The sequence below is a fragment of the Bradyrhizobium sp. S3.2.6 genome, assembly GCF_040546885.1.
Lineage (GTDB): Bacteria > Pseudomonadota > Alphaproteobacteria > Rhizobiales > Xanthobacteraceae > Bradyrhizobium > Bradyrhizobium cytisi.
This window is the reverse complement of record NZ_JBEPOS010000002.1, coordinates 273,546-292,301: the sequence shown is the minus strand read 5'-3', so window position 1 is coordinate 292,301 and position 18,756 is coordinate 273,546. Positions and strand designations below refer to the sequence as shown.

At 64.6% G+C, this 18,756-nt stretch carries 16 protein-coding genes; 8 read left to right on the top strand and 8 right to left on the bottom strand.

Annotated elements, in window-relative coordinates; all coding sequences use genetic code 11:
• Positions 1 to 2: 2 nt before the first annotated feature.
• Positions 3 to 695 carry a hypothetical protein gene (locus ABID58_RS05650; RefSeq protein ID WP_354031870.1) on the bottom strand — a complete coding sequence of 231 codons (693 nt, stop codon included), beginning with the start codon at positions 693 to 695 and terminating at the stop codon, positions 3 to 5.
• Positions 692 to 1,261 (bottom strand): sigma-70 family RNA polymerase sigma factor, encoded by a 570-nt coding sequence (locus ABID58_RS05645; RefSeq protein ID WP_354031869.1) that lies wholly within the window; start codon positions 1,259 to 1,261, stop codon positions 692 to 694. The genes ABID58_RS05650 and ABID58_RS05645 overlap by 4 nt, the downstream gene beginning before the upstream one ends.
• 437 nt (positions 1,262 to 1,698) lie before the next feature.
• On the opposite strand from ABID58_RS05645, the gene ABID58_RS05640 reads away from it, so the two are divergent.
• Positions 1,699 to 2,856: a GGDEF domain-containing protein gene (locus ABID58_RS05640; RefSeq protein ID WP_148752056.1), complete on the top strand. Its 1,158-nt coding sequence runs from the start codon at positions 1,699 to 1,701 to the stop codon at positions 2,854 to 2,856.
• Positions 2,857 to 2,916: 60 nt separating this feature from the next.
• On the top strand, positions 2,917 to 4,029 hold the full coding sequence (locus tag ABID58_RS05635; protein ID WP_354031868.1) for a DUF2336 domain-containing protein: 1,113 nt from the start codon (positions 2,917 to 2,919) through the stop codon (positions 4,027 to 4,029).
• Between the two features lie 178 nt (positions 4,030 to 4,207).
• Here the strand turns inward: ABID58_RS05635 and ABID58_RS05630 are convergent, their stop codons facing one another.
• From ABID58_RS05630 to ABID58_RS05620, 3 genes are all read right to left on the bottom strand, one after another.
• Complete coding sequence (locus tag ABID58_RS05630; protein WP_354032176.1) at positions 4,208 to 4,846, bottom strand: response regulator; 639 nt, start codon at positions 4,844 to 4,846, stop codon at positions 4,208 to 4,210.
• A gap of 134 nt (positions 4,847 to 4,980) precedes the next feature.
• A complete protein-coding gene (locus ABID58_RS05625) occupies positions 4,981 to 5,619 on the bottom strand; it encodes an NrsF family protein (RefSeq protein WP_148752058.1) in 639 nt (212 codons plus the stop codon).
• A gap of 2 nt (positions 5,620 to 5,621) precedes the next feature.
• Positions 5,622 to 6,167 carry a sigma-70 family RNA polymerase sigma factor gene (locus ABID58_RS05620; RefSeq protein ID WP_187434940.1) on the bottom strand — a complete coding sequence of 182 codons (546 nt, stop codon included), beginning with the start codon at positions 6,165 to 6,167 and terminating at the stop codon, positions 5,622 to 5,624.
• 290 nt (positions 6,168 to 6,457) lie between these two features.
• Between ABID58_RS05620 and ABID58_RS05615 the strand changes: the two genes are divergently transcribed.
• Together ABID58_RS05615 and ABID58_RS05610 are read left to right on the top strand one after the other, a co-directional pair.
• The gene (locus ABID58_RS05615) at positions 6,458 to 7,123 is read left to right on the top strand and encodes a hypothetical protein (RefSeq protein ID WP_354031867.1); all 666 of its coding nucleotides are present in this window, start codon (positions 6,458 to 6,460) and stop codon (positions 7,121 to 7,123) included.
• Between the two features lie 159 nt (positions 7,124 to 7,282).
• Positions 7,283 to 8,062 (top strand): enoyl-CoA hydratase, encoded by a 780-nt coding sequence (locus ABID58_RS05610; protein WP_354031866.1) that lies wholly within the window; start codon positions 7,283 to 7,285, stop codon positions 8,060 to 8,062.
• Positions 8,063 to 8,065: 3 nt separating this feature from the next.
• On the opposite strand, the gene ABID58_RS05605 is transcribed toward ABID58_RS05610, so the two are convergent.
• Positions 8,066 to 9,925 carry an acetyl-CoA hydrolase/transferase C-terminal domain-containing protein gene (locus ABID58_RS05605; protein WP_354032175.1) on the bottom strand — a complete coding sequence of 620 codons (1,860 nt, stop codon included), beginning with the start codon at positions 9,923 to 9,925 and terminating at the stop codon, positions 8,066 to 8,068.
• A gap of 259 nt (positions 9,926 to 10,184) precedes the next feature.
• Between ABID58_RS05605 and ABID58_RS05600 the strand changes: the two genes are divergently transcribed.
• The 4 genes from ABID58_RS05600 to ABID58_RS05585 all read left to right on the top strand — a co-directional run bounded on the left by ABID58_RS05600 (position 10,185) and on the right by ABID58_RS05585 (position 14,270).
• Positions 10,185 to 11,582: a TolC family outer membrane protein gene (locus ABID58_RS05600; RefSeq protein WP_354031865.1), complete on the top strand. Its 1,398-nt coding sequence runs from the start codon at positions 10,185 to 10,187 to the stop codon at positions 11,580 to 11,582.
• A 346-nt stretch (positions 11,583 to 11,928) separates the two neighbouring features.
• Entirely contained in the window at positions 11,929 to 12,486 is a 558-nt protein-coding gene (locus ABID58_RS05595; RefSeq protein ID WP_354031864.1) for a P-loop NTPase family protein, read from the top strand.
• Between the two features lie 42 nt (positions 12,487 to 12,528).
• Positions 12,529 to 13,440, top strand: coding sequence for an amidohydrolase family protein (locus ABID58_RS05590; RefSeq protein WP_354031863.1), 912 nt, complete (start codon positions 12,529 to 12,531; stop codon positions 13,438 to 13,440).
• Positions 13,441 to 13,640: 200 nt separating this feature from the next.
• On the top strand, positions 13,641 to 14,270 hold the full coding sequence (locus tag ABID58_RS05585) for a LysE family translocator (protein WP_354031862.1): 630 nt from the start codon (positions 13,641 to 13,643) through the stop codon (positions 14,268 to 14,270).
• Between the two features lie 8 nt (positions 14,271 to 14,278).
• Here the strand turns inward: ABID58_RS05585 and ABID58_RS05580 are convergent, their stop codons facing one another.
• Both ABID58_RS05580 and ABID58_RS05575 read right to left on the bottom strand, forming a co-directional pair.
• Positions 14,279 to 17,395: an efflux RND transporter permease subunit gene (locus ABID58_RS05580; RefSeq protein WP_354031861.1), complete on the bottom strand. Its 3,117-nt coding sequence runs from the start codon at positions 17,393 to 17,395 to the stop codon at positions 14,279 to 14,281.
• A gap of 33 nt (positions 17,396 to 17,428) precedes the next feature.
• The gene (locus tag ABID58_RS05575) at positions 17,429 to 18,673 is read right to left on the bottom strand and encodes an efflux RND transporter periplasmic adaptor subunit (RefSeq protein WP_148752067.1); all 1,245 of its coding nucleotides are present in this window, start codon (positions 18,671 to 18,673) and stop codon (positions 17,429 to 17,431) included.
• Positions 18,674 to 18,756 lie beyond the last annotated feature (83 nt).

Here is an 18,756-nt window from a genome sequence, read left to right as displayed (position 1 = left end):
GGTTAAGGCGCCGCCACGGCGAGGTTGACGAACTTCTCGCGCTGCATCCTGCCGAGCAGCGCAGTGAGCTCGTCCTGGCTCATCGCCTTGTCGAACTGCAGACGGAACATGCCGCCCCTGGCATCGCCGATGATCGAGGCCTGGTAGCTGTCGAGCAGCGCGGTGATGTCGGCGACGCGCGCCTCGGGCGTGAAGCGCACCAGCGCCCGCGAAGGTGCTGCCGCCCCGAGCTCGCGCGTGATCGGTGCGCCGGTCGAGAGCGATGCGGTCTGGAAAGTCGAGGTCTGGGTCTTCATCAGCACGGCGCCGATGATGCCGGCCTGGAGCAGCAGCGCAATGGCGCCAAGGCTCGCCGACCAGGCCAGCGCGCGCGGCGACAGGCTGGCGAAGAAGGTGGCAACGCGCGCCGACAACGGCAGCGAACGGGTCGCCCGCGCCGGCTCGGCGTCAATCGCGGCGAACAGCTTCTGCATCGCGCGCGCCGACGGAGCGCCAAGGCTCTCGTTCAAATGAATGGTCTCTTCGTATTCGCCGCGGATCGCCGCATACTGCCTGGCGAGCGCAGGATCGCTGGCGAGCGCTTCCTCGACGCGGCGGGCATCGCGGGCGTTCAGCGTGCCGGCAGCGTGCCACGGCAGCAGCAATTCAATTTCACTGGGCTCTTGCTCCAGCATCTTCTTGCTCAACGCCATCATGGCCAGCCTCGCTCAATGCCGGCTGCCTTCAGCAGTTCGGCCAGTTTCTTGCGCGCATAGAACAAGCGCGTCTTCACAGTGTTCTCCGGGATCCCGACGATCTCAGCCACCTCTTCCACGGACTTCTCGTGGTAGTAGACGAGATCGACGATTTCCCGATGGTCCGGCGAGAGGCCCGTCAGGCACTCCCGCAACGCTTCACTGGTGTTCTTCTTCTGAACCGCCGTCTCTGGATTGTCGGCCGAATCCTCGATTGCATTGGCGGCCTCGTCGTCCAACTCAAAATCCTTTCGGCGCCGAAGCGCAGACAGGGCCTTGAATCGGGTGATTGCCAGCAGCCAGGTGGAAACGGCGGATCGGCCCTCGAACTTGCCGGCTTGACGCCAGACGTCGAGAAATACCTCGCTGATGAGGTCTTCCGCCGTCTGCTCGTCCCGCACGAGCCTGAGCCCGAACCTGTAAACCCTGACATGGTGCCGCCCGTACAGCACCTGCATGGCGAGCCGGTCACCTTGGGCGATCCTGGCGATGAGGACCTCGTCCGTAGCCGCCTGTGTCACGCTCAAAGGCCGTCTCGCAAGGTTTGTCGGGTCGATGCAGGGGACGGTTCGACGAGAGGGGTAAAATTCTTCAGGCTACCGCACTGATACGGGGATCTGTGTGATCTACCCCACATAAGCGCAATTTCCTTGCCCCACCTGTGGCGGTCGGCCGCCTCTCTCCAGAACGGTAACATAATACGGAAACACTCTCTTGCGGACTTGCCGTGAGCCGGCCATGCGGCCCGGTCGAGCCCCGTCCATAACACGGCCCTGTGCACCTTATGTCGCACGGGGCCGGCTTTGGTCCGGGATATCGCCTGCGATGCCTAACCGGCTGCAAAATTCCGCGCGGCACGAACCCTTCACCCGCGCCGCGTTCCCCGGATTCGGTGCAAAAGGATACCAAACCTAAAGGCTTGCCACGTAGATTTTTTCGGCTGACATCCACCATTGGCGGGACCATGAGCACGGCCGCGACGTCCTTTCCGGAGAGGAATGCCGCAGAGGTCGCGGATCTCGTCCTCGCACCCGAAGCAGCCGCACCAGAGATGTTGGCGCGGCGGATCCGGCAGCGCCGGCAGATGTATATCGGCCAGGTCGCGAGCTATTCGCTCGGCGGCCTTGTCCTGTTGCTCTACGCCTATGACGGCACCGTCCACATGAACGTTCCGTCGCTGTTCTGGGTCGGCGGCCTCTTGATCATCGGCATCTTCGTCGTGATGTCGGAGGCCGGCGTCGGCGACAAGCACGCCGACCATTATCTCACGGTGTTCCAGATCTCGGCGCATATGGCGCTGCAATTCATATTCCTGGTGTCGGCGCCGACGATCGGGATCGCCTTCATCAGCGTGCTGTTCCTGATCTTCGCATTCGGCACGCTGCGCATGACCTCGGCCCAGGCGATGCTGACCTGGGCCCTCGCCTCCGCGGCGCTTGCGGCCGTGTTCCTCGGCTCGGACCTGCCGATCGGCATGCCGGTGGCGACGCGGTTGCAGCGGACCGCCTCGATGCTGTGCTTCATGCTGGTGATTGGCCAGTGCGCCTTCCTCGGCCTGTTCGGCGCCACGCTGCGCAAGATCCTGTACCGGCGCAGCATCGAGCTGAAAGCTGCTTATCGGCGCATCGAGGAGCTCGCCGAGCTCGACGAGCTGACCGGCTCCTACAACCGCCGCTGCATCATGCGACTTCTCGACGCCGAGATGGAAAAGTCGCGGCAGGCGGCCGCACCTTGCGCCATCGCACTTATCGACCTCGATTGGTTCAAGCGCATCAACGACGCCTACGGCCATCCCGTCGGCGACGAGGTGCTGCGCACCTTCGCCATCACCATCTTCGCCAACATCCGGCCCGACGACCGTTTCGGCCGCTATGGCGGCGAGGAATTCCTGCTGCTGCTGCCCGGCACCGCAAACGAGGCCGCATCGCGCATGCTCGAGCGGCTGCGCGGCATCATCGCCGATCTCGACTGGAGCGCATTCTCGCCCGGCATGAGCGTGACCATTTCCGCCGGCGTCGTGACGCTACGCAACAACGATACTGCCGACACGTTTCTCGCGCGCGCCGACAGCGCGCTCTATTCCGCCAAGGCACAAGGCCGCAACCGCATTGCAACGAGCTGACCAATCCATTTGCCGGAGCGTGAGAAGACGCCGCCGGACCAATCGCTCCAGGACAGGGCCATGAGAACCAAAACCGCCAAATCATCCGAAAACCTGCTCGACGAATTGCAGTCCGCACTCTCGCACGGCACCGTCGCGCGCCGGGTCGAGACGCTGCGCCGGGTCACCGACCTCTTCATCAACAACGCGGTGGATTATTCCGACGACCATGTCCGCGTCTTCGACGACGTCTTCCAGTGCCTGATCGAACAGATCGAGACCTCGGCGAAAGCGCTGCTCGCCGACCGCCTCGCGCCGATCCCGGCCGCACCGCCCAAAATCATACGTACGCTCGCACTCGATGAGGTGATCGAGGTCGCCGGTCCCGTACTGACGAAGTCAGAGCGGCTGGACGAGACCACCCTGATCGAGATCGCGCGCAGCAAGAGCCAGGCCCATCTCAAGGCGATCTCGCTGCGGCGGGTGCTGTCGGAGGCGCTGACCGATGTGCTGGTGGCGCGCGGCAACGAAGACGTGGTGCAGTCGACCGTCAGCAATCCGGGCGCGCAGCTCTCCGAGGGCAGCCTCACCGACCTCGTCACCCGCGCCGCGCGCAACGATGACCTCGCCGCCTGCATCGGCCTGCGGCCCGACCTGCCGCGCCATCATTTTCTGAAGCTGATCGCCAAGGCCTCCTTGAGCGTGCGCAGGAAGCTGGAGGCCGCCCATCCGGAGCTCGCCGACGAAGTGTCGAGCGTGGTCCAGGAAGCCGCGCAGCGGGTCCGCGCCGCCGCCATGAGCCGGCAGACCGAGATGGCGCGCGCGCTGGTGAAGTCACTCCACGACGACGGCCGTCTCAACGAATTCCAGGTCACGACCTTCGCCGAACAGGGCAAGTTCGATGAGACCAATGCGGGGCTCGCAGCGCTCGCCAGCGTTGCAGTGGAGACCGTCGAGAACATGATGATCGAGAGCCGGACCGAGGGCGTGATGATCCTCGCCAAGGTCGCCGGAATGCAATGGTCGAGTGTGCGCGCGATCATCGCCATGCGCGAAAAGCTGTCCGGCGGCTCGCAGACCGACATACTGACGCTGCGCGATACCTACGAGGCCCTGCGCAGCTCGACGGCGCAGCAGGTGCTGCGCTTTCACCGCATGCAGGGCGGTGCGACGAGCCCAACGCCGGCCGCTTAGCCGGCGAGCTCCTCAGGACATATGCTGCCGCCAGGGAGATCAGGATGTTGGCGACCACCACGCCATAGGAATTGCGATACAAGAGCTCGACGAGCGCCCCGCGTATCTTGTCCTCTTGCATCGAAACCTCTCCGCGCGCCGGCAGGTGCGGCGGCTTCGTTTGCGAGTTGCCGTTGCGCTAACCCGCTGGAAGGCCGAGACGAACCGCGTAGGCTGTCAATTCGGCACCACTGTGCAGATCGAGCTTCCGCATAAGATTCTCGCGATGTTTCCTGGCAGTCAGCGGGCTGATGCCGAGACGGCTGGCGATGTCGCGATTGGTGACGCCATGAGGGATCATTCCGAGGATTTGCCGCTCACGCCTCGTCAACGTAACCGGAGATATGATCGCTGCCGTGGGCTCCGGGGTTTCGTTCGGGCCGTCATGCTGGTTCACCGCAAAGCGAACCTCCTCCGCCACATAGGCGCTGCCTGTTCTGATGGCCGCGATCGCAGCGATGAGTTCGGATGGATCGCCGCCCTTGGTCAAATAGCCATTGGCGCCCGCGGAAAAGGCTGCCCGAACGGAACGTGGCTCGACATTGGCGGTGAGGACCAGAACCCGCAGCTCCGGCCATGCCGTTCTCAGTTGGGCTATGAACTGAAATCCGCTCACACCCGGCATGCCGAGATCGAGGATGAGAAGATCGGCGGAGTTTTCGTTCAGCAGCCGATGAACCGCTTCAGCGTCCGCCGCTTCACCACTGACAGTAAGCTCGTCCACGGTCGACAGAAGCTGTTTCAGGCCTTCCCGCATGATGGCGTGATCGTCGGCAATGATCGTCCTTACCAGTCTGCACCTGTGTCGCGCCCGCCCGTAACGGTATTAGGATATCAGTCAACTCCAATCAAGGATGCAGCGGTCGAGATGAACGGTCACAGGCCGAAGACAATTTAGAGTAACCACGCTGCCTAGTAGCGCAGCACTTTGGAGCCAACCGCCGCGCCGATCGCGGTCACGACCGCCGTCGCGATCGTGTACCAGGTCGCGACGAACAGCGGCGAGTCGTCGGTGCAGTGCGAGGCGTAGAGCGTGGCGGCGAGCCCGGCCGACAGCAGGCCAGCAAGCGCACCGGCCAACGCCGGCCGCGACGGCGCGCCGTGGCGCAGACCAAACAGGGCGCCCGCGAGCAGCGGCAGCGACATCGCGGGAATCGCCAGCATGCACCACCGCGAGTTCTTGCCGACGAGCCGCATCGTCATCGGCATGGCCGGCGCCATCATCGCCTCGCTGCCAATCGCGACTGCAAGCAGCCCGACGGGGAGCAGCAGGAGCCAGCCCCAGCCGCGCATCAGGGCTTCGGGCCGCGACAGATGCAGGCTGATGATGATCGCGGGAATCGCGAGCGACAGCGTGACTGCGAACTTCATGTCGAAGAACGGGTTGTGCATGGCGCTCATCACGTCCGGCCGCACGCCGAGAAACGTCGCGAAGATCAGGATGGACAAAGGCGCCGCCACGAGAAGTGCCATGGTCAGCATCGCGCCGACACGCGGGGCGCGATGGGTGTTATCGGCCGCAAGGCTACGAATGAGTTGATCGGTATCCATGACTAGTGGTCCCGTAGTTTGGCAGTCAGGGCCGAAAGCCCCCGATGCAGTGCGACCCGCACGGCACCTTCGCTCATCGAGAATTTCGCCGCCGTATCCTTGATCGAGGTGCTGTCGACCGCGATCGACTGCAACACGTCGCGTTGGCGCTGCGGCAGGGTGTTGAGCTGCGCCGTCACCTCGCCTGCCGAGGCCGTCTCCTGCGGCGTCTCCCCGGGCAGCGTCTCGGCGAAATCGTCGATATTGACGAAGACGCGGCGGCCGCGGCGCCTGAGCGCATCGATCAGCTTGTTGCGGCCGATCGCGAACAGCCAGGGAGCGAAAGGCGCTTCGCTGTCCCAGGTGTGCCGCTTCAGATGCACCGCCAACAAAATCTCCTGCACGATATCCTCGGCCTGATCGGGAGGCTGCCCGGCCCTTGCCAGGCCGCGCCTCGCGGCAGCGCGCAGCACCGGGGTGACCGCCCTCAACAGGCGATGATATGCCGCATCATCCCCTGCCATGGCCGACCGCATCAGGCCGGTCCACTCGTCCTCACGTCCGCGCACGCGCGCCCTCACCATTGCAATTCGGCCGCTCTTTCAATTTGTTACGTCGGGACCTGCGTGATCACGAAGTCGTGATCGACGCTGGGCCCCGACCACAAGGCAGCCGCAGAAACTCTGTCAGGGGCTCATAACACCGATCGGTCTCTGCCGCACCCGGCCGCCTCTGTACCCCACCGGTTTGCCCCGGTTTTGCCCGGTGTGGCCCGAAGATTCCCATTTTTTGCCCCGCTGTCGTCATGGGCCGGGGTCTCTGTTCGCCCCGGGACGGGCGAATTGGGGAGATCGTCAACATGATGAAAGCCAGCGGACGCGCGGCATTGGTCGTTCTGGCCGGACTATTGCTGCTGTTTGGAGCTTCGGTGCAGGCCGCGCCGAACTCTGCGAGCACGAAGCCGGACGGCGCAAGCAAACAGGCCGAAGCGGACAAGCCGGGTAAGCCGCGACGCCATTCGTCGCGCCACACCGACAGCAAGACGGCGCAGAAATCCGACGACAAGACTGACAAGGCGGATGCCACGCCGCAGGCCGACCAGGCCAAGGCTGGCAAAGAGGCCAGCACCGACGTTCCGGCGTCGAGCCAGATGCCCCCGGAAGTCGCCAATGCGAACGCGCAGCTCGCCGCCGACACGCCGCCCGCGGCCGCAGCCTCGGCGATGACGGGCCGCGCCAATGACAATGTGCAGGCCGCGGCCGACAGTCCCGCCGCTCCGGGCGCCGAAAACCAGGTGGTCGCGCCCGACCAGCTCAACGACCTCGATCGCGCCCTGCAACAGGACAATCCGCCCGTGCAGAAGGCGGTGGTCGCCGCAACCGACGCGCAGCCGCGCCCGGCGCCGGTGATGGCAAGCAGCCAGCCGAGCTCGGCCTGGGACCAGAGCTCCCTGATCGGGAAGATCTTCATCGGCGTCGGCACGCTGCTGACGCTGGCCTCCGCCGCGCGCATGTTCATGGCCTAGGTCTTGGCCCAATTCTTGGCCTAGGTCTTGGCCCAAGTCTTGGCCTAACGGCTCATTTTGGGGCGCGCGCTACCCGCGCGTCCCGGCGGCTTTTGGCCCCCTTGAAGGCATCCGCGACAGCAGGCACATTGCCCGCCCAATCAAAAGCGTGGGTGGAGCATGAGCACGTTCGAACACATCATCGTCGAAAGCAAAGACGCGGTCGGCATCATCAAGCTAAACCGGCCGAAGTTGCTCAACGCGCTCTCCTTCGGCGTCTTTCGCGAGATTGCCGCCGCCGTCGACGATCTCGAAGCCGATGACGCCATCGGCTGCATCGTCGTGACCGGCAGCGAGAAGGCCTTCGCCGCCGGCGCCGACATCAAGGAGATGCAGCCGAAGGGCTTCATCGACATGTTCTCCGAAGATTTCGCCGCGATCGGCGGCGACCGCATCGCGCGCTGCCGCAAGCCGACCATTGCAGCGGTCGCCGGCTATGCGCTCGGCGGCGGCTGCGAGCTCGCCATGATGTGCGACTTCATCATCGCCGCCGACACTGCCAAATTCGGCCAGCCCGAGATCACGCTCGGCACCATCCCCGGCATCGGCGGCACCCAGCGCCTCACCCGCGCGATCGGCAAGTCCAAGGCAATGGATCTCTGCCTCACCGGCCGCATGATGGATGCAGCTGAGGCCGAACGCAGCGGCCTCGTCAGCCGGATCGTGCCGGCCGACAAGCTGATGGACGAGACAATGGCGGCCGCGGAGAAGATTGCTGCGATGTCACGCCCTGCCGTCGCAATGGCCAAGGAAGCAGTCAATCGCGCCTTCGAGACCACGCTCGCCGAAGGCATGAGTGTCGAGCGGAATCTGTTCCACTCGACCTTCGCGCTCGAAGACCGCTCCGAGGGCATGGCGGCATTCATCGAGAAGCGCAAGCCGGTGAACAAGAACCGGTAGGATCTACGGGGCGCGGCTCTGTGCGAGGGCCGCGCTGACGAGCGCGCGATAGAAGCGCTCGGCCCACGTTTTTGGTTGATCGAGGCCGAGGCGTGCGAGACACGCCTCGTCGGCCGTATCCGGCTTTCGCATCAATCCCTGCCACAGCAGGCCTGCCAGCGCGCGCGATGAATGTTGCGCGCCCTGGAGAATCTCCAGCGCCGGAATGAGGCGCTGCTCCACCTCGGTGAAATCGCAGCCGAACGGGAACGACGGCAAGAGCCCGGCGTCTCGCGCAGGCTTGAGCGCCGTTGCGATCCGCTCGGGATGATTTTCGCGGTGAACCGCCGGAATCTCGTAGCCCCGCGGCAGTTTGCCGGCGTCCTTTGCAACCCGCGCCAGCTCGTCCTGGAAGCGCGAGTCAGCGATATCGAGCACAGCCGCGATCACGTCGGCGTCCGGCTTTCCCTTGAGATCGGCAACGCCGTATTCGGTGACGAAAACATCGCGCAGGTGGCGCGGAATCGTCTCGTGTCCGTAGCGCCAGAGGATGTTGGATTTCAGCGTACGGCCCGCTTGCCGCGTGGCTTCAAGCGTCAGCACCGATCGCGCACCGTGAAGCGCGAAGGCCTGCGCCACGAAGTTGTATTGCCCGCCGACGCCGCTCACGACCTGGCCGTCGTCGAGGCCGTCGGATACGGCCGCGCCCAGCAGCGTCGCCATCATCGTGTTGTTGATGAAGCGTGCATCGACGCGTTCACGGCGCTTCCGATCCTCCTCGCCATAGAGCTCGTTCGTGAACGACACCGGCATCATCTGGATGCTCGCGATCTGGTCCGGCGGCATTTCGCGCAACGCGCGATAGAAGGATTTCGGACCGAGAAAGAAAGCGCCGTGCAGCACCACGCCTTCGACGGCGCGCTTGAGAATGCCGGCGTCGATCAGGCCGATGAACGCCTCGGTCACCATCTCGCTGACACCGTAGAGGCCCGCCTCGAAGGCGCCGGCTTCCTGCGCAACGGCTGGTCGCGCCGGAGACAGCCGCGCGACGACCTCATCAAACGCTACGCTATTGCGATGGCGCAGGATCAGGCCCTGCGCGAGCGCATCGCCGATCTGACCGATGCCGATCTGAAGCGTACCGCCGTCGCGCACGAGGGATGCCGTGTTCAGTCCGATGGCGTATTTGGTATCGGAGATCGGCTCCGACGGCGGCGCAAACAGGGGAAAATCCGTCGCCGTGCTGTCCAGCACGGCGCTGAACTCGTCGGCTGGAAGATCGCCAGGGCCCGGCATGAACGGCAGCTCGGAATTCACCTGCGCGATCAGCTTGAACGACGCACGTCCGGCGCGGCGCTCACGCAGCACATCCAGCGTCGTATCGGTGTTACAGGACAGGCTGTAGCGCGGCACGCCGTCGACGACGCGCTTGGCCACCAGCTGTGTCACCACGTTCATCCCGCGCGCCAGCAGGTAGCTCGCGGCGTGGGTGTAGTTGGCCGAGATGTAATTCTGCTGCGCCGCCGGCACGTGCAGCCAGCGTCCGGCAAGAAAGAAGAATTCGACCACGTTGATGTTGGGCGGCAGCCGATTTTCGCGCAGCGCCTCGGCATAGGCCAGATCGGGATACAATCCGAACAGGCGGTCGATCACGGGCGTGATGAACCGGCGTTCGATCAGGGCCTGCGGCTTCGGCTTTTCCAGTGTCAGCGCCGAGAGCAATGTCAGCTTGATGTAAGGATCGGCACTGGCCCGCGCGTAGAGTGCGTTGACGACGTGATTGGCCTTGCCGAGGCCGAGCGGCAGACCGACCACCAGATCGATTCCGACGTCGCGAATGATCTCCTCCGCAAGCGCATCGGGATCGGAGAAGAATTTCGGCATCATCCGTGGGTCCGGACCACATTGCAAAGGCGCCCGACGGAATTGGCAGGCGCCGCCAGTCCCCTATAGCGCATTCGAGCCGGAATCGCTGTGTGACGCACCTGCAACAAGCACGGATTTCATGGGGGTTTCCTCCGCGGCAGTTTGCCTGCGAGACCGGCGCTGGGTAAACAGTTAAGAGAGCCGCCGTCGGCGGGGCGGACAGCCAGGATTTTTGCGGGATTACATGATTGGGCGTACCGCCAGAGCTGGTCGCGTGATGACGCGGCGTCGATCGGGCGTGGGTCCTGTCCTCGCGACGTGGACCACGGTGGCGCTCTGTTGCGCCATGCCCGCCGCGGCCTGCGCGGAGGCCCTGCCGGAGGCGCTGGTCAAGGCCTACCAGACCAATCCGCAACTCAACGCCGAGCGCGCACGGCAGCGCGCCACCGACGAAAACGTGCCGCAGGCGCTGGCAGGCTATCGGCCGCAGATCGTGGCGAGCCTCAGCGCCGGCCTGCAGGCCGTACGCAACCTGCTTCCGGACAACACCATCCAGACCGCGACGCTAAAACCCTGGACCATCGGGGTCACGGTGTCGCAGACCCTGTTCAACGGCTTCCGCACCGCCAACAGCGTGCGGGTCGCGGAACTTCAGGTGCAGTCCGGCCGCGAGGCGCTGCGCAATGTCGGTCAGGGCGTGCTGCTCGACGCCGTCACCGCCTACACCAACGTGTTGGCGAACCAGTCGCTGGTCGAGGCGCAACGCTCCAACGTCGCCTTCCTGCGCGAGACGCTCTCGATCACCCAGCGCCGCCTCAATGCCGGCGACGTCACCCCGACCGACAGCGCCCAGGCCGAGGCGCGCCTCAATCGCGGCCTTGCCGATCTCAATGCCGCCGAGGTCGCACTCGCGGTCAGCCAGGCGACCTATTCCCAGGTGATCGGCAATGCGCCTTCGGCGCTTCGCCCCGCCGAAGTGGTCGATCGCTATCTGCCGAAGAGCCGCGAGGATTCGATCGCGATGGCGATCCGCGAGCATCCGGCGGTAATGGCCGCGGGCTTCGACGTCGACGTCGCCTCGACCAATATCCGCGTCGCTGAAGGCGCGCTGCTGCCGAGCGCCAGCCTGCAGGGCAGCGTCAGCCGCAGCCGCGACAGCGACCCGACGCTCGGCACCTTCGCCACCGACCAGGCCTCGATCGTCGCCAATGTCACCGCGCCGATCTATGACGGCGGCCAGGCGGCCTCGCAGACCCGGCAGGCCAAGGAAGTGACGGCACAGAGCCGGCTCGTGCTCGACCAGATGCGCAACCAGGCGCGCACGGCAGCCGTCAGCGCCTGGGTCACCAATGAAGGCGCCAAGATCGCGGTCTCGGCCTCGGAGTCCGAGGTGAAGGCCGCAACCGTCGCGCTCCAGGGCGTGCAGCGCGAGGCCGCCGGCGGACAGCGCACCACGGTCGATGTGCTGAACTCGCAGGCCGATCTGATCCAGGCCAGAGCCCGCCTGATCAGTGCGCTGCGCGACCGCGTCATCGCCTCCTACACCCTGCTCAGCGCCGTCGGCCATCTCGACGTCAAGACGCTGAGCCTGAACACGCCCGACTATCTGCCCGAGATGCACTACCACCAGGTCCGCGACGCCTGGCAAGGACTGCGCACGCCGTCGGGGCAGTGATCCATTATCCGGGTGAGCGCCGCGCTGGGCATGCTGGCGGTGGCCGGCTTCGGCCTGCCGCTTTGGCGGCCACCTTTAAAAATGTCGAAAACAACCCCATGCACAGTAGCCGATGAAGTCGCGCGCGAGGATTGCGGATTTTACGAATTTTATTTGACGCGTCGGGCAAAACAGGGGCACAATGTCATCCTCGCAATGTGTGGATTTGTAGCGCCGTTGCGAAACCCGTCGACGTAGGCGTAGCCTAATCACTTCCTGTCGAGAGAGGTGATGGCATCGGACGTCGTTGGACTCGCAGCCATGACCTCAAAACCGCCCATCGGGCCGGCTTTCCTGGAATGTGAAGATGAAGAGCCGCCGCATCCATCTGATGGGAGCCTCAGGCTCCGGCGTGACGACGCTCGGCCGCGCGCTTGCGGGACGGTTGGCGCTGCCGCATCACGACAGCGACGATTATTTCTGGCTGCCGACGGCGCCGCCGTACCAGACGACGCGTCCTGCCGCCGAGCGTCTGCGCCTGATGTGCGAGATGTTCCTGCCGCGTCTCGATTGGGTGCTGAGCGGAACCGTCACCGGCTGGGGCGACGAGCTCATCCCGCTGTTCGATCTCGTTATCTTCGTGACCACGTCGCGCGAGCTTCGTATGCAGCGCCTGCGTGCCCGCGAGGCTGCGCATTTCGGTGCTGATGCCGTCGCACAGGGCGGCTGGCGCCACGAGGAGACGGAGTCGTTCGTCGACTGGGCCTCGCACTACGAAGCCGGCGATCGTGACGGCCGCAACCTCGCAAAAGATGAGGCGTGGCTCGCGCGTCTAACCTCCCCTGTGGTCCGCGTCGACGGTGCGCGGCCGATTGCGGAGCTGGTCGAGCAGCTATGCGCCGAAATGGCTCGACTGCCCGGCTGATGTGATATCGTTCCGAGCGCCTTCCTCGCCGCCGGAGCAGCCATGACCGACAAAAAGTACGCGCGCGCAGCGCAACCCGCGACGCCGATCAACTTCGACGTGCCGGCGCATGCGTGCGATTGTCACACCCATATCCACGGCGATGTCGAAAAGTTTCCTTTCTTTGCCGGGCGCGTCTATACGCCAGGGCCAGCAAGCCCGGAAGAAATGGCAGCGCTGCACAAGGCGCTCCATATCGAGCGCGTCGTGATCGTCACGCCGAGCGTCTACGGCACCGACAATTCCTCCAGCCTGTTCGGAATCAAGGCGCGCGGCGCGACCGCACGCGGAGTGGCCGTGATCGACGACAAGACCACGGAAGCTCAGCTCGACACGATGCATGCGGACGGCTTTCGCGGCATCCGCATCAATCTTGCCACCGACGGCGTCAACAATCCCGATGTCGGCCGCACCCGCCTCACCGCCGCCATCGAGCGCATGAAAGCGCGCGGCTGGCACGTGCAGCTCTACACCACGCTGGCGATGATCTCGGCGATCAGGGATCTCGTGCTGGCCTCACCGGTGCCCGCGGTGTTCGACCACTTTGGCGGCCTCGAGGCCTCGCTCGGACTGGAGCAGCCCGGATTTGCGGACCTCGTCGCACTCGTCACATCGGGCAAGGCGTACGTGAAGATTTCGGGCGCCTATCGCTCGTCGAACCTCGCGCCCGACTATCAGGACATGATGCCCTATGCGCACGCACTGATCGCCGCAAACCCGGACCGCATCGTCTGGGGCACCGACTGGCCACATCCGGATTCGGCCCAAGTCGAGGGCCGCAAGACTTGCGACCTCGCACCGTTCCACGAGATCGACGACGGCCGCCTGCTCAACCAGCTTCCGGTATGGGCACCGGATGCGGATGTGCGCAGGAAGATCCTGGTCGACAATCCGGCGCGGCTGTACGGTTTCTGAGTCGCGACACGCGCAATTAGGTTCAATGAAGTGCGACGCAGCTCCATGTCGAGTGGCGGAACTCTGTCGCACGAGTGCAACGAGATTGGATTCACACGAACGTGTTCGTGGTTCCTTTCGCTTTTCACCCTTTCGGTTGAGGCACGGGCCCTCGCATCCGGGTACGCACACGCACTGATTTCATTTGTTCGTGCGGGTGCATGCTTTTATCGCATTATCTTGCCGCGCTTTTGTCCGGCATCGGAATTGGTTTCACCGTCGCCGCCCCCATCGGGCCAATGGGCATGCTGTGCATTCAGCGCACATTGGAGTCGGGCATCGCCACAGGCCTCGCCACCGGCTTCGGCGCGGCGACTGTGCATCTCACCTACAGCGCCTTCGCAGTTTTGGGATTAGGCGCGCTTGCACAGCCCTGGGTCGAGGCGAATGCTGTTGTCTTCGGCATCGTCTCGGCACTCACGCTGCTGTGGTTCGCGCTCCGCACGCACCGGTGCTCCATCGTGCTCCAGGACGCCGGTGAGATCGACAGAGTGCATCTCGCTCGCGCCTATCTCAGCGCCATCGCGCTCGGGCTGACCAATCCATTGACGGTCATCCTGTTTCTCGCAGCGTTGCACGCATTCTCCACGCAGGCCGCAGCCGCACCGCTGATCGCGGGTGTCTTCGTCGGCTCGGCGGTCTGGTGGATGATCCTCAGCACGATCGTCGCAACCGCGCGCTCGCGGCTGACGCCACGGATGCTGTCATTGAGCAGCCGGTTCGCCAGCCTGATGCTGCTCGGGCTCGGGACCTTGATGCTGCTGCGGATCGCGCAGCGCGCGTTGGGCTAGCTCGCGCGTCAGCGCGCGCGACGGGAGAAGAAGGAGATCAGCACCGGCAGCGTCACCAGGATCACGACCGGTGCCAGCATCATGCCGGTGACGACCACGACCGCGAGCGGCTTCTGCACCTGCGAGCCGATGCCCGCCGACAGCGCAGCCGGTAGCAGGCCGACGCCGGCGACCACGCAGGTCATCAACACCGGGCGGAGCTGGAGCTCGCCGGTGCGGATCACTGCGCTGACGCGGTCCATGCCTTCATCGATCAATTGGTTGAACTGCGAGAGGATAATGATGCCATCCATCACCGCGATGCCGAACAGGGCGATGAACCCGATCGCCGCCGAGACGCTGAAGGCGGTGCCGGTGATCAGCAGACCGAGCACGCCGCCGAAGATCGCCATCGGGATCACGCTCATGGCGAGCAAGGTATCGGTCATCGAGCCGAAATTGAACCAGAGCAGGATGCCGATCAGCGCCAGCGAGATCGGCACCACGATCGACAGCCGCCGGATCGCGTCCTGGAGATTGCCGAACTCGCCGACCCATTCCATGTGCGAGGCAGGCGGCAGCTGAACCTGGTCAGCGATCTTCTGCTGTGCCTCGCGGATAGCGCTGCCGAGGTCGCGCTCGCGCACCGAGAACTTGATCGGCAGATAGCGCTCCTGCTGCTCGCGATAGATGTAGGCGGCGCCGGAGACGAGGCTGATGTTGGCGACCTCGCTCAAAGGGATTTGTGTCACGGAGCCGTTCGGCCCGGGCGCGCCGATCCGTATGTTCTGGATCGCCTCGGCGCTGCGGCGGTACTCCGGCGCAAGGCGAACGATGATCGGGAAGTGACGGTCGGAGCCCGGCTCGTAGATATCGCCCGCGGTGTCGCCGCCGATCGCGACCTTGATGGTAGCGTTGATGTCGCCGGGGGCGAGCCCGTAGCGCGCGGCCTTGGCGCGGTCGATGTCGATCTGCACGGTCGGCTGCCCGAGCGAGGTGAAGACCGCGAGGTCGGTGACGCCCTGCACGGTCGCCAGCACCGACTTGATCTTGTTGGCGGTGTCGGTCAGCGCCTGGAGATCGCTGCCGAACAGCTTGATCGAGTTCTCGCCCTTCACGCCGGAAACGGCTTCCGAGACGTTGTCCTGGAGATATTGCGAGAAGTTGAACTCGACGCCGGGGAAGCGGTCGTCGAGCTGCTTGAGCAGCTGCGCGGTCAGCTCTTCCTTGTCATGCGTGCCGGGCCACTGGTCTACAGGCTTCAGCGGCGCGAAGAACTCGGCGTTGAAGAAGCCCGCGGCGTCGGTGCCGTCGTCGGGACGGCCGTGCTGCGACACCACGGATTCGACCTCGGGCCGGGCGCGGATCAGCTTGCGCATCTCGTTGACGTAGGAGTTGCCTTCCTGCAGCGAGATGGTCGGCGGCAGCGTGGCGCGGATCCAGAGGTTGCCCTCTTCGAGCTTGGGCAGGAATTCGAGGCCGAGCAGCCGGCCGAGCGCAACCGTCATCAGCACGAGGCCGACCGAGGCGCCGAGCATGATGCTGCGGTTGGCGACGGCCCAATTCAAAACCGGCATGTAGATCCGGTGCAGGATCTGCATCACCTTGGTCTCGGTCTCCTCGACATGCGCCGGCAGGATGATCGCGGACAGCGCAGGCGTCACGGTGAAGGTCGCCAGCAGGCCGCCGGCGAGCGCGTAGGCATAGGTGCGCGCCATCGGCCCGAATATGTTGCCCTCGACGCCTGACAGCGTGAACAGCGGCAGGAAGGCCGCGATGATGATCGCAGCGGCAAAGAAGATCGAGCGCGAGACGTCGGCCGCGGCGCTGAGGATAGCGTGGCTCTTCATGCCGAACAGCGTGTCGGGCGACATCTGCTCGGATTCCGCCGGCGGCGTGGTCTGCGTCAGGCGGCGGAAGATCGCCTCCACCATGATGACGGTGGCATCCACGATCAGGCCGAAATCGATGGCACCGACCGACAGCAGGTTGGCCGATTCTCCGCGCAGCACCAGGATGATCACGGCGAAGAACAAGGCGAACGGAATCGTGGCGCCGACGATCAACGCACTTCGCAGATCACCGAGGAATATCCACTGCAACAGCACGATCAGGAGGATGCCGACCACCATGTTGTGCAGCACGGTGTGGGTGGTGAGCTCGATCAGGTCGCCGCGGTCATAGATGCGCTCGATGCGGACGCCGGGCGGCAGGATACTGGACTCGTTGATGGTTTGAACGAGCTGGTGGACCCGCTTGATGGTTGGCGAGCTCTGCTCGCCGCGGCGCATCAGCACGATGCCCTGCACGATATCGTCGGAATCGTCGATGCCGGCGATGCCGAGACGCGGCTTCTGGCCGACGGTGACGGTGGCGACGTCCTTCACCAGCACCGGATTGCCGTTGGTCTGGGCGATCATGGTGTTGGCGAGGTCGTCGATGGAGCGGATCAGGCCGACGCCGCGCACCACGGCCGATTGCTGGCCGATATTGACGGTGTTGCCGCCGACATTGACGTTCGAATTGCTGACCGCCTGGAGCAGCTGCGGCAGCGTCAGGCCGTTGGCGACCAGCTTGTTGTTGTCGACCTGGAGCTCATAGGTCTTGCTCTTGCCGCCCCACCCGGTGACGTCGATCACGCCGGGCACGGCGCGGAAGCGACGCTGGAGGATCCAGTCCTGAATGGTCTTGAGGTCGAGCACGCTGTAGTTCGGCGGGCCGACCAGCCGATAGCGGAAGATTTCGCCGATCGGGCTCAGCGGCGAGATCTGCGGCTGGACGTTGCCCGGCAGCGGCGCGAGCTGCGCCAGGCGGTTCAAGACCTGCTGCAACGCCTCGTCATAGGTGTAGGCGAAGGAGAACTGCAGCTTGACGTCGGAAAGGCCGTAGAGCGAGATGGTGCGGATGGTCGTGAGGTTCTTCAGGCCCGCGACCTGGGTCTCGATCGGGATCGTGATGTAGCGCTCGATCTCTTCCGCCGACAGGCCCGGGCTCTGCGTGACGATGTCGACCATCGGCGGGGTCGGATCGGGATAGGCCTCGATGTTGAGCTGATTGAACGCAATCAGGCCGCCGATGAGCACGGCGACAAACATGCCGACCATCAGGAAGCGCCGGTTGACGGCTAGGGCGACGAGACGGTCCATTCAGGTTTTTCGCAGTTTCTTGGGGCTCGTCGATCAGCTACCGGACGCCGCGCGGTCGATGAACAGGCTGCCTTTGACGACGATCTGTTCGCCGGGCTTCAGGTTGCTGGTCACCTCGACGAGGTTGCCGTTGATGAGGCCGGTCTTGATCTGGCGGAGCTCGACCGACTTGTCCTCGCGCGCGACCCAGATGCGGACCTGGTCGCCTTCGTAGATCAGCGCCTGCTTCGGCACCGCAGGCGCCCCGCGGTCGCCGGCCGAATAGATCGTGACGTTGGCGAACATTTCCGGCTTGAGCAGACCATCCTTGTTGTCGATCGTGGCGCGGACCAGCAGGCGGCGGGTACTGGGATCGATCGCGGCGGCGACGTAGTTGATCTTGGCGGTCAGCGGACGGCCCGGCAGCGCCATCACGTTGACGCTGATGTCCTGCCCGACGCTGACGGAGGCGGCGTCGCTCTCGCGCACGAAAGCGGTGAGCCAGACCGTGGAGAGATCGCCGATCACGAAGACCGGATCGCTGGCGCCGGAGTTGACGTATTGGCCGGGACCGATCTTGCGCTGCACGACCGTGCCCGAGATCGGCGCATAGATCGTGATTTCCGGATTGATGGTGCTCTTGGTCTGGAACGCCTTGATCGTCTCGTCGGTGAAACCGAGGATCCGCAGCTTGTTGTTTGCAGCCTCCAGCGCCGTCACCGAGGAGCGCATGTCGTTCTGCGCCTGGACCTGGGTCGCTTCCGCCTGCTGATAGTCCTTGAGTGGAATGGCGCGGCCTTCGTAGAGATCCTTGGCGCGCCGGTACTGGATGTCGGCAAGCTCGAGCGCCGACTTCGCCTTGTTCTGCGACGTCATCGCCGCGATGAAATCGTTCTGGGCCTGCACGGTGTCGGCGGCCTCGATTGTGAACAGCGGTTGACCTTGGGTCACGCTCTCGCCGGGCTTGGCGAGCAGCTTGGTCACCCGGCCCGCATAAGGCGAGAACACCGGCGTCGAACGGTCTTCGTCGACCGCGACCTTGCCTTCGGTGACATACTCGGCGCGGAAGCTTTTGGCATTGACCGGCTCGATCGTCAGCGTCGCCCATTCCGACGGTGTCGGCGTGAAGTTCTGCGCATTCCGGCGCGACTGGCTGGAGACTTCGGAATGGCTCTTGTCCTTGGCGCCCGCATGGAGAAAGCCGTAGGCCCCGGCCCCGGCAAGCGCCAGTAAAACTACGGATGTAATCACCCGTCGTTTTGTAAGCACCTGCAATCGCTTGGTATTTTCAACTACCATGGGGCCCGGTCAAGTCTGCGACGATCTCGGCAAACGACTGCCTCATCGGTCGCGCTAATAGTGCCGAATTGAGATTTCAAACA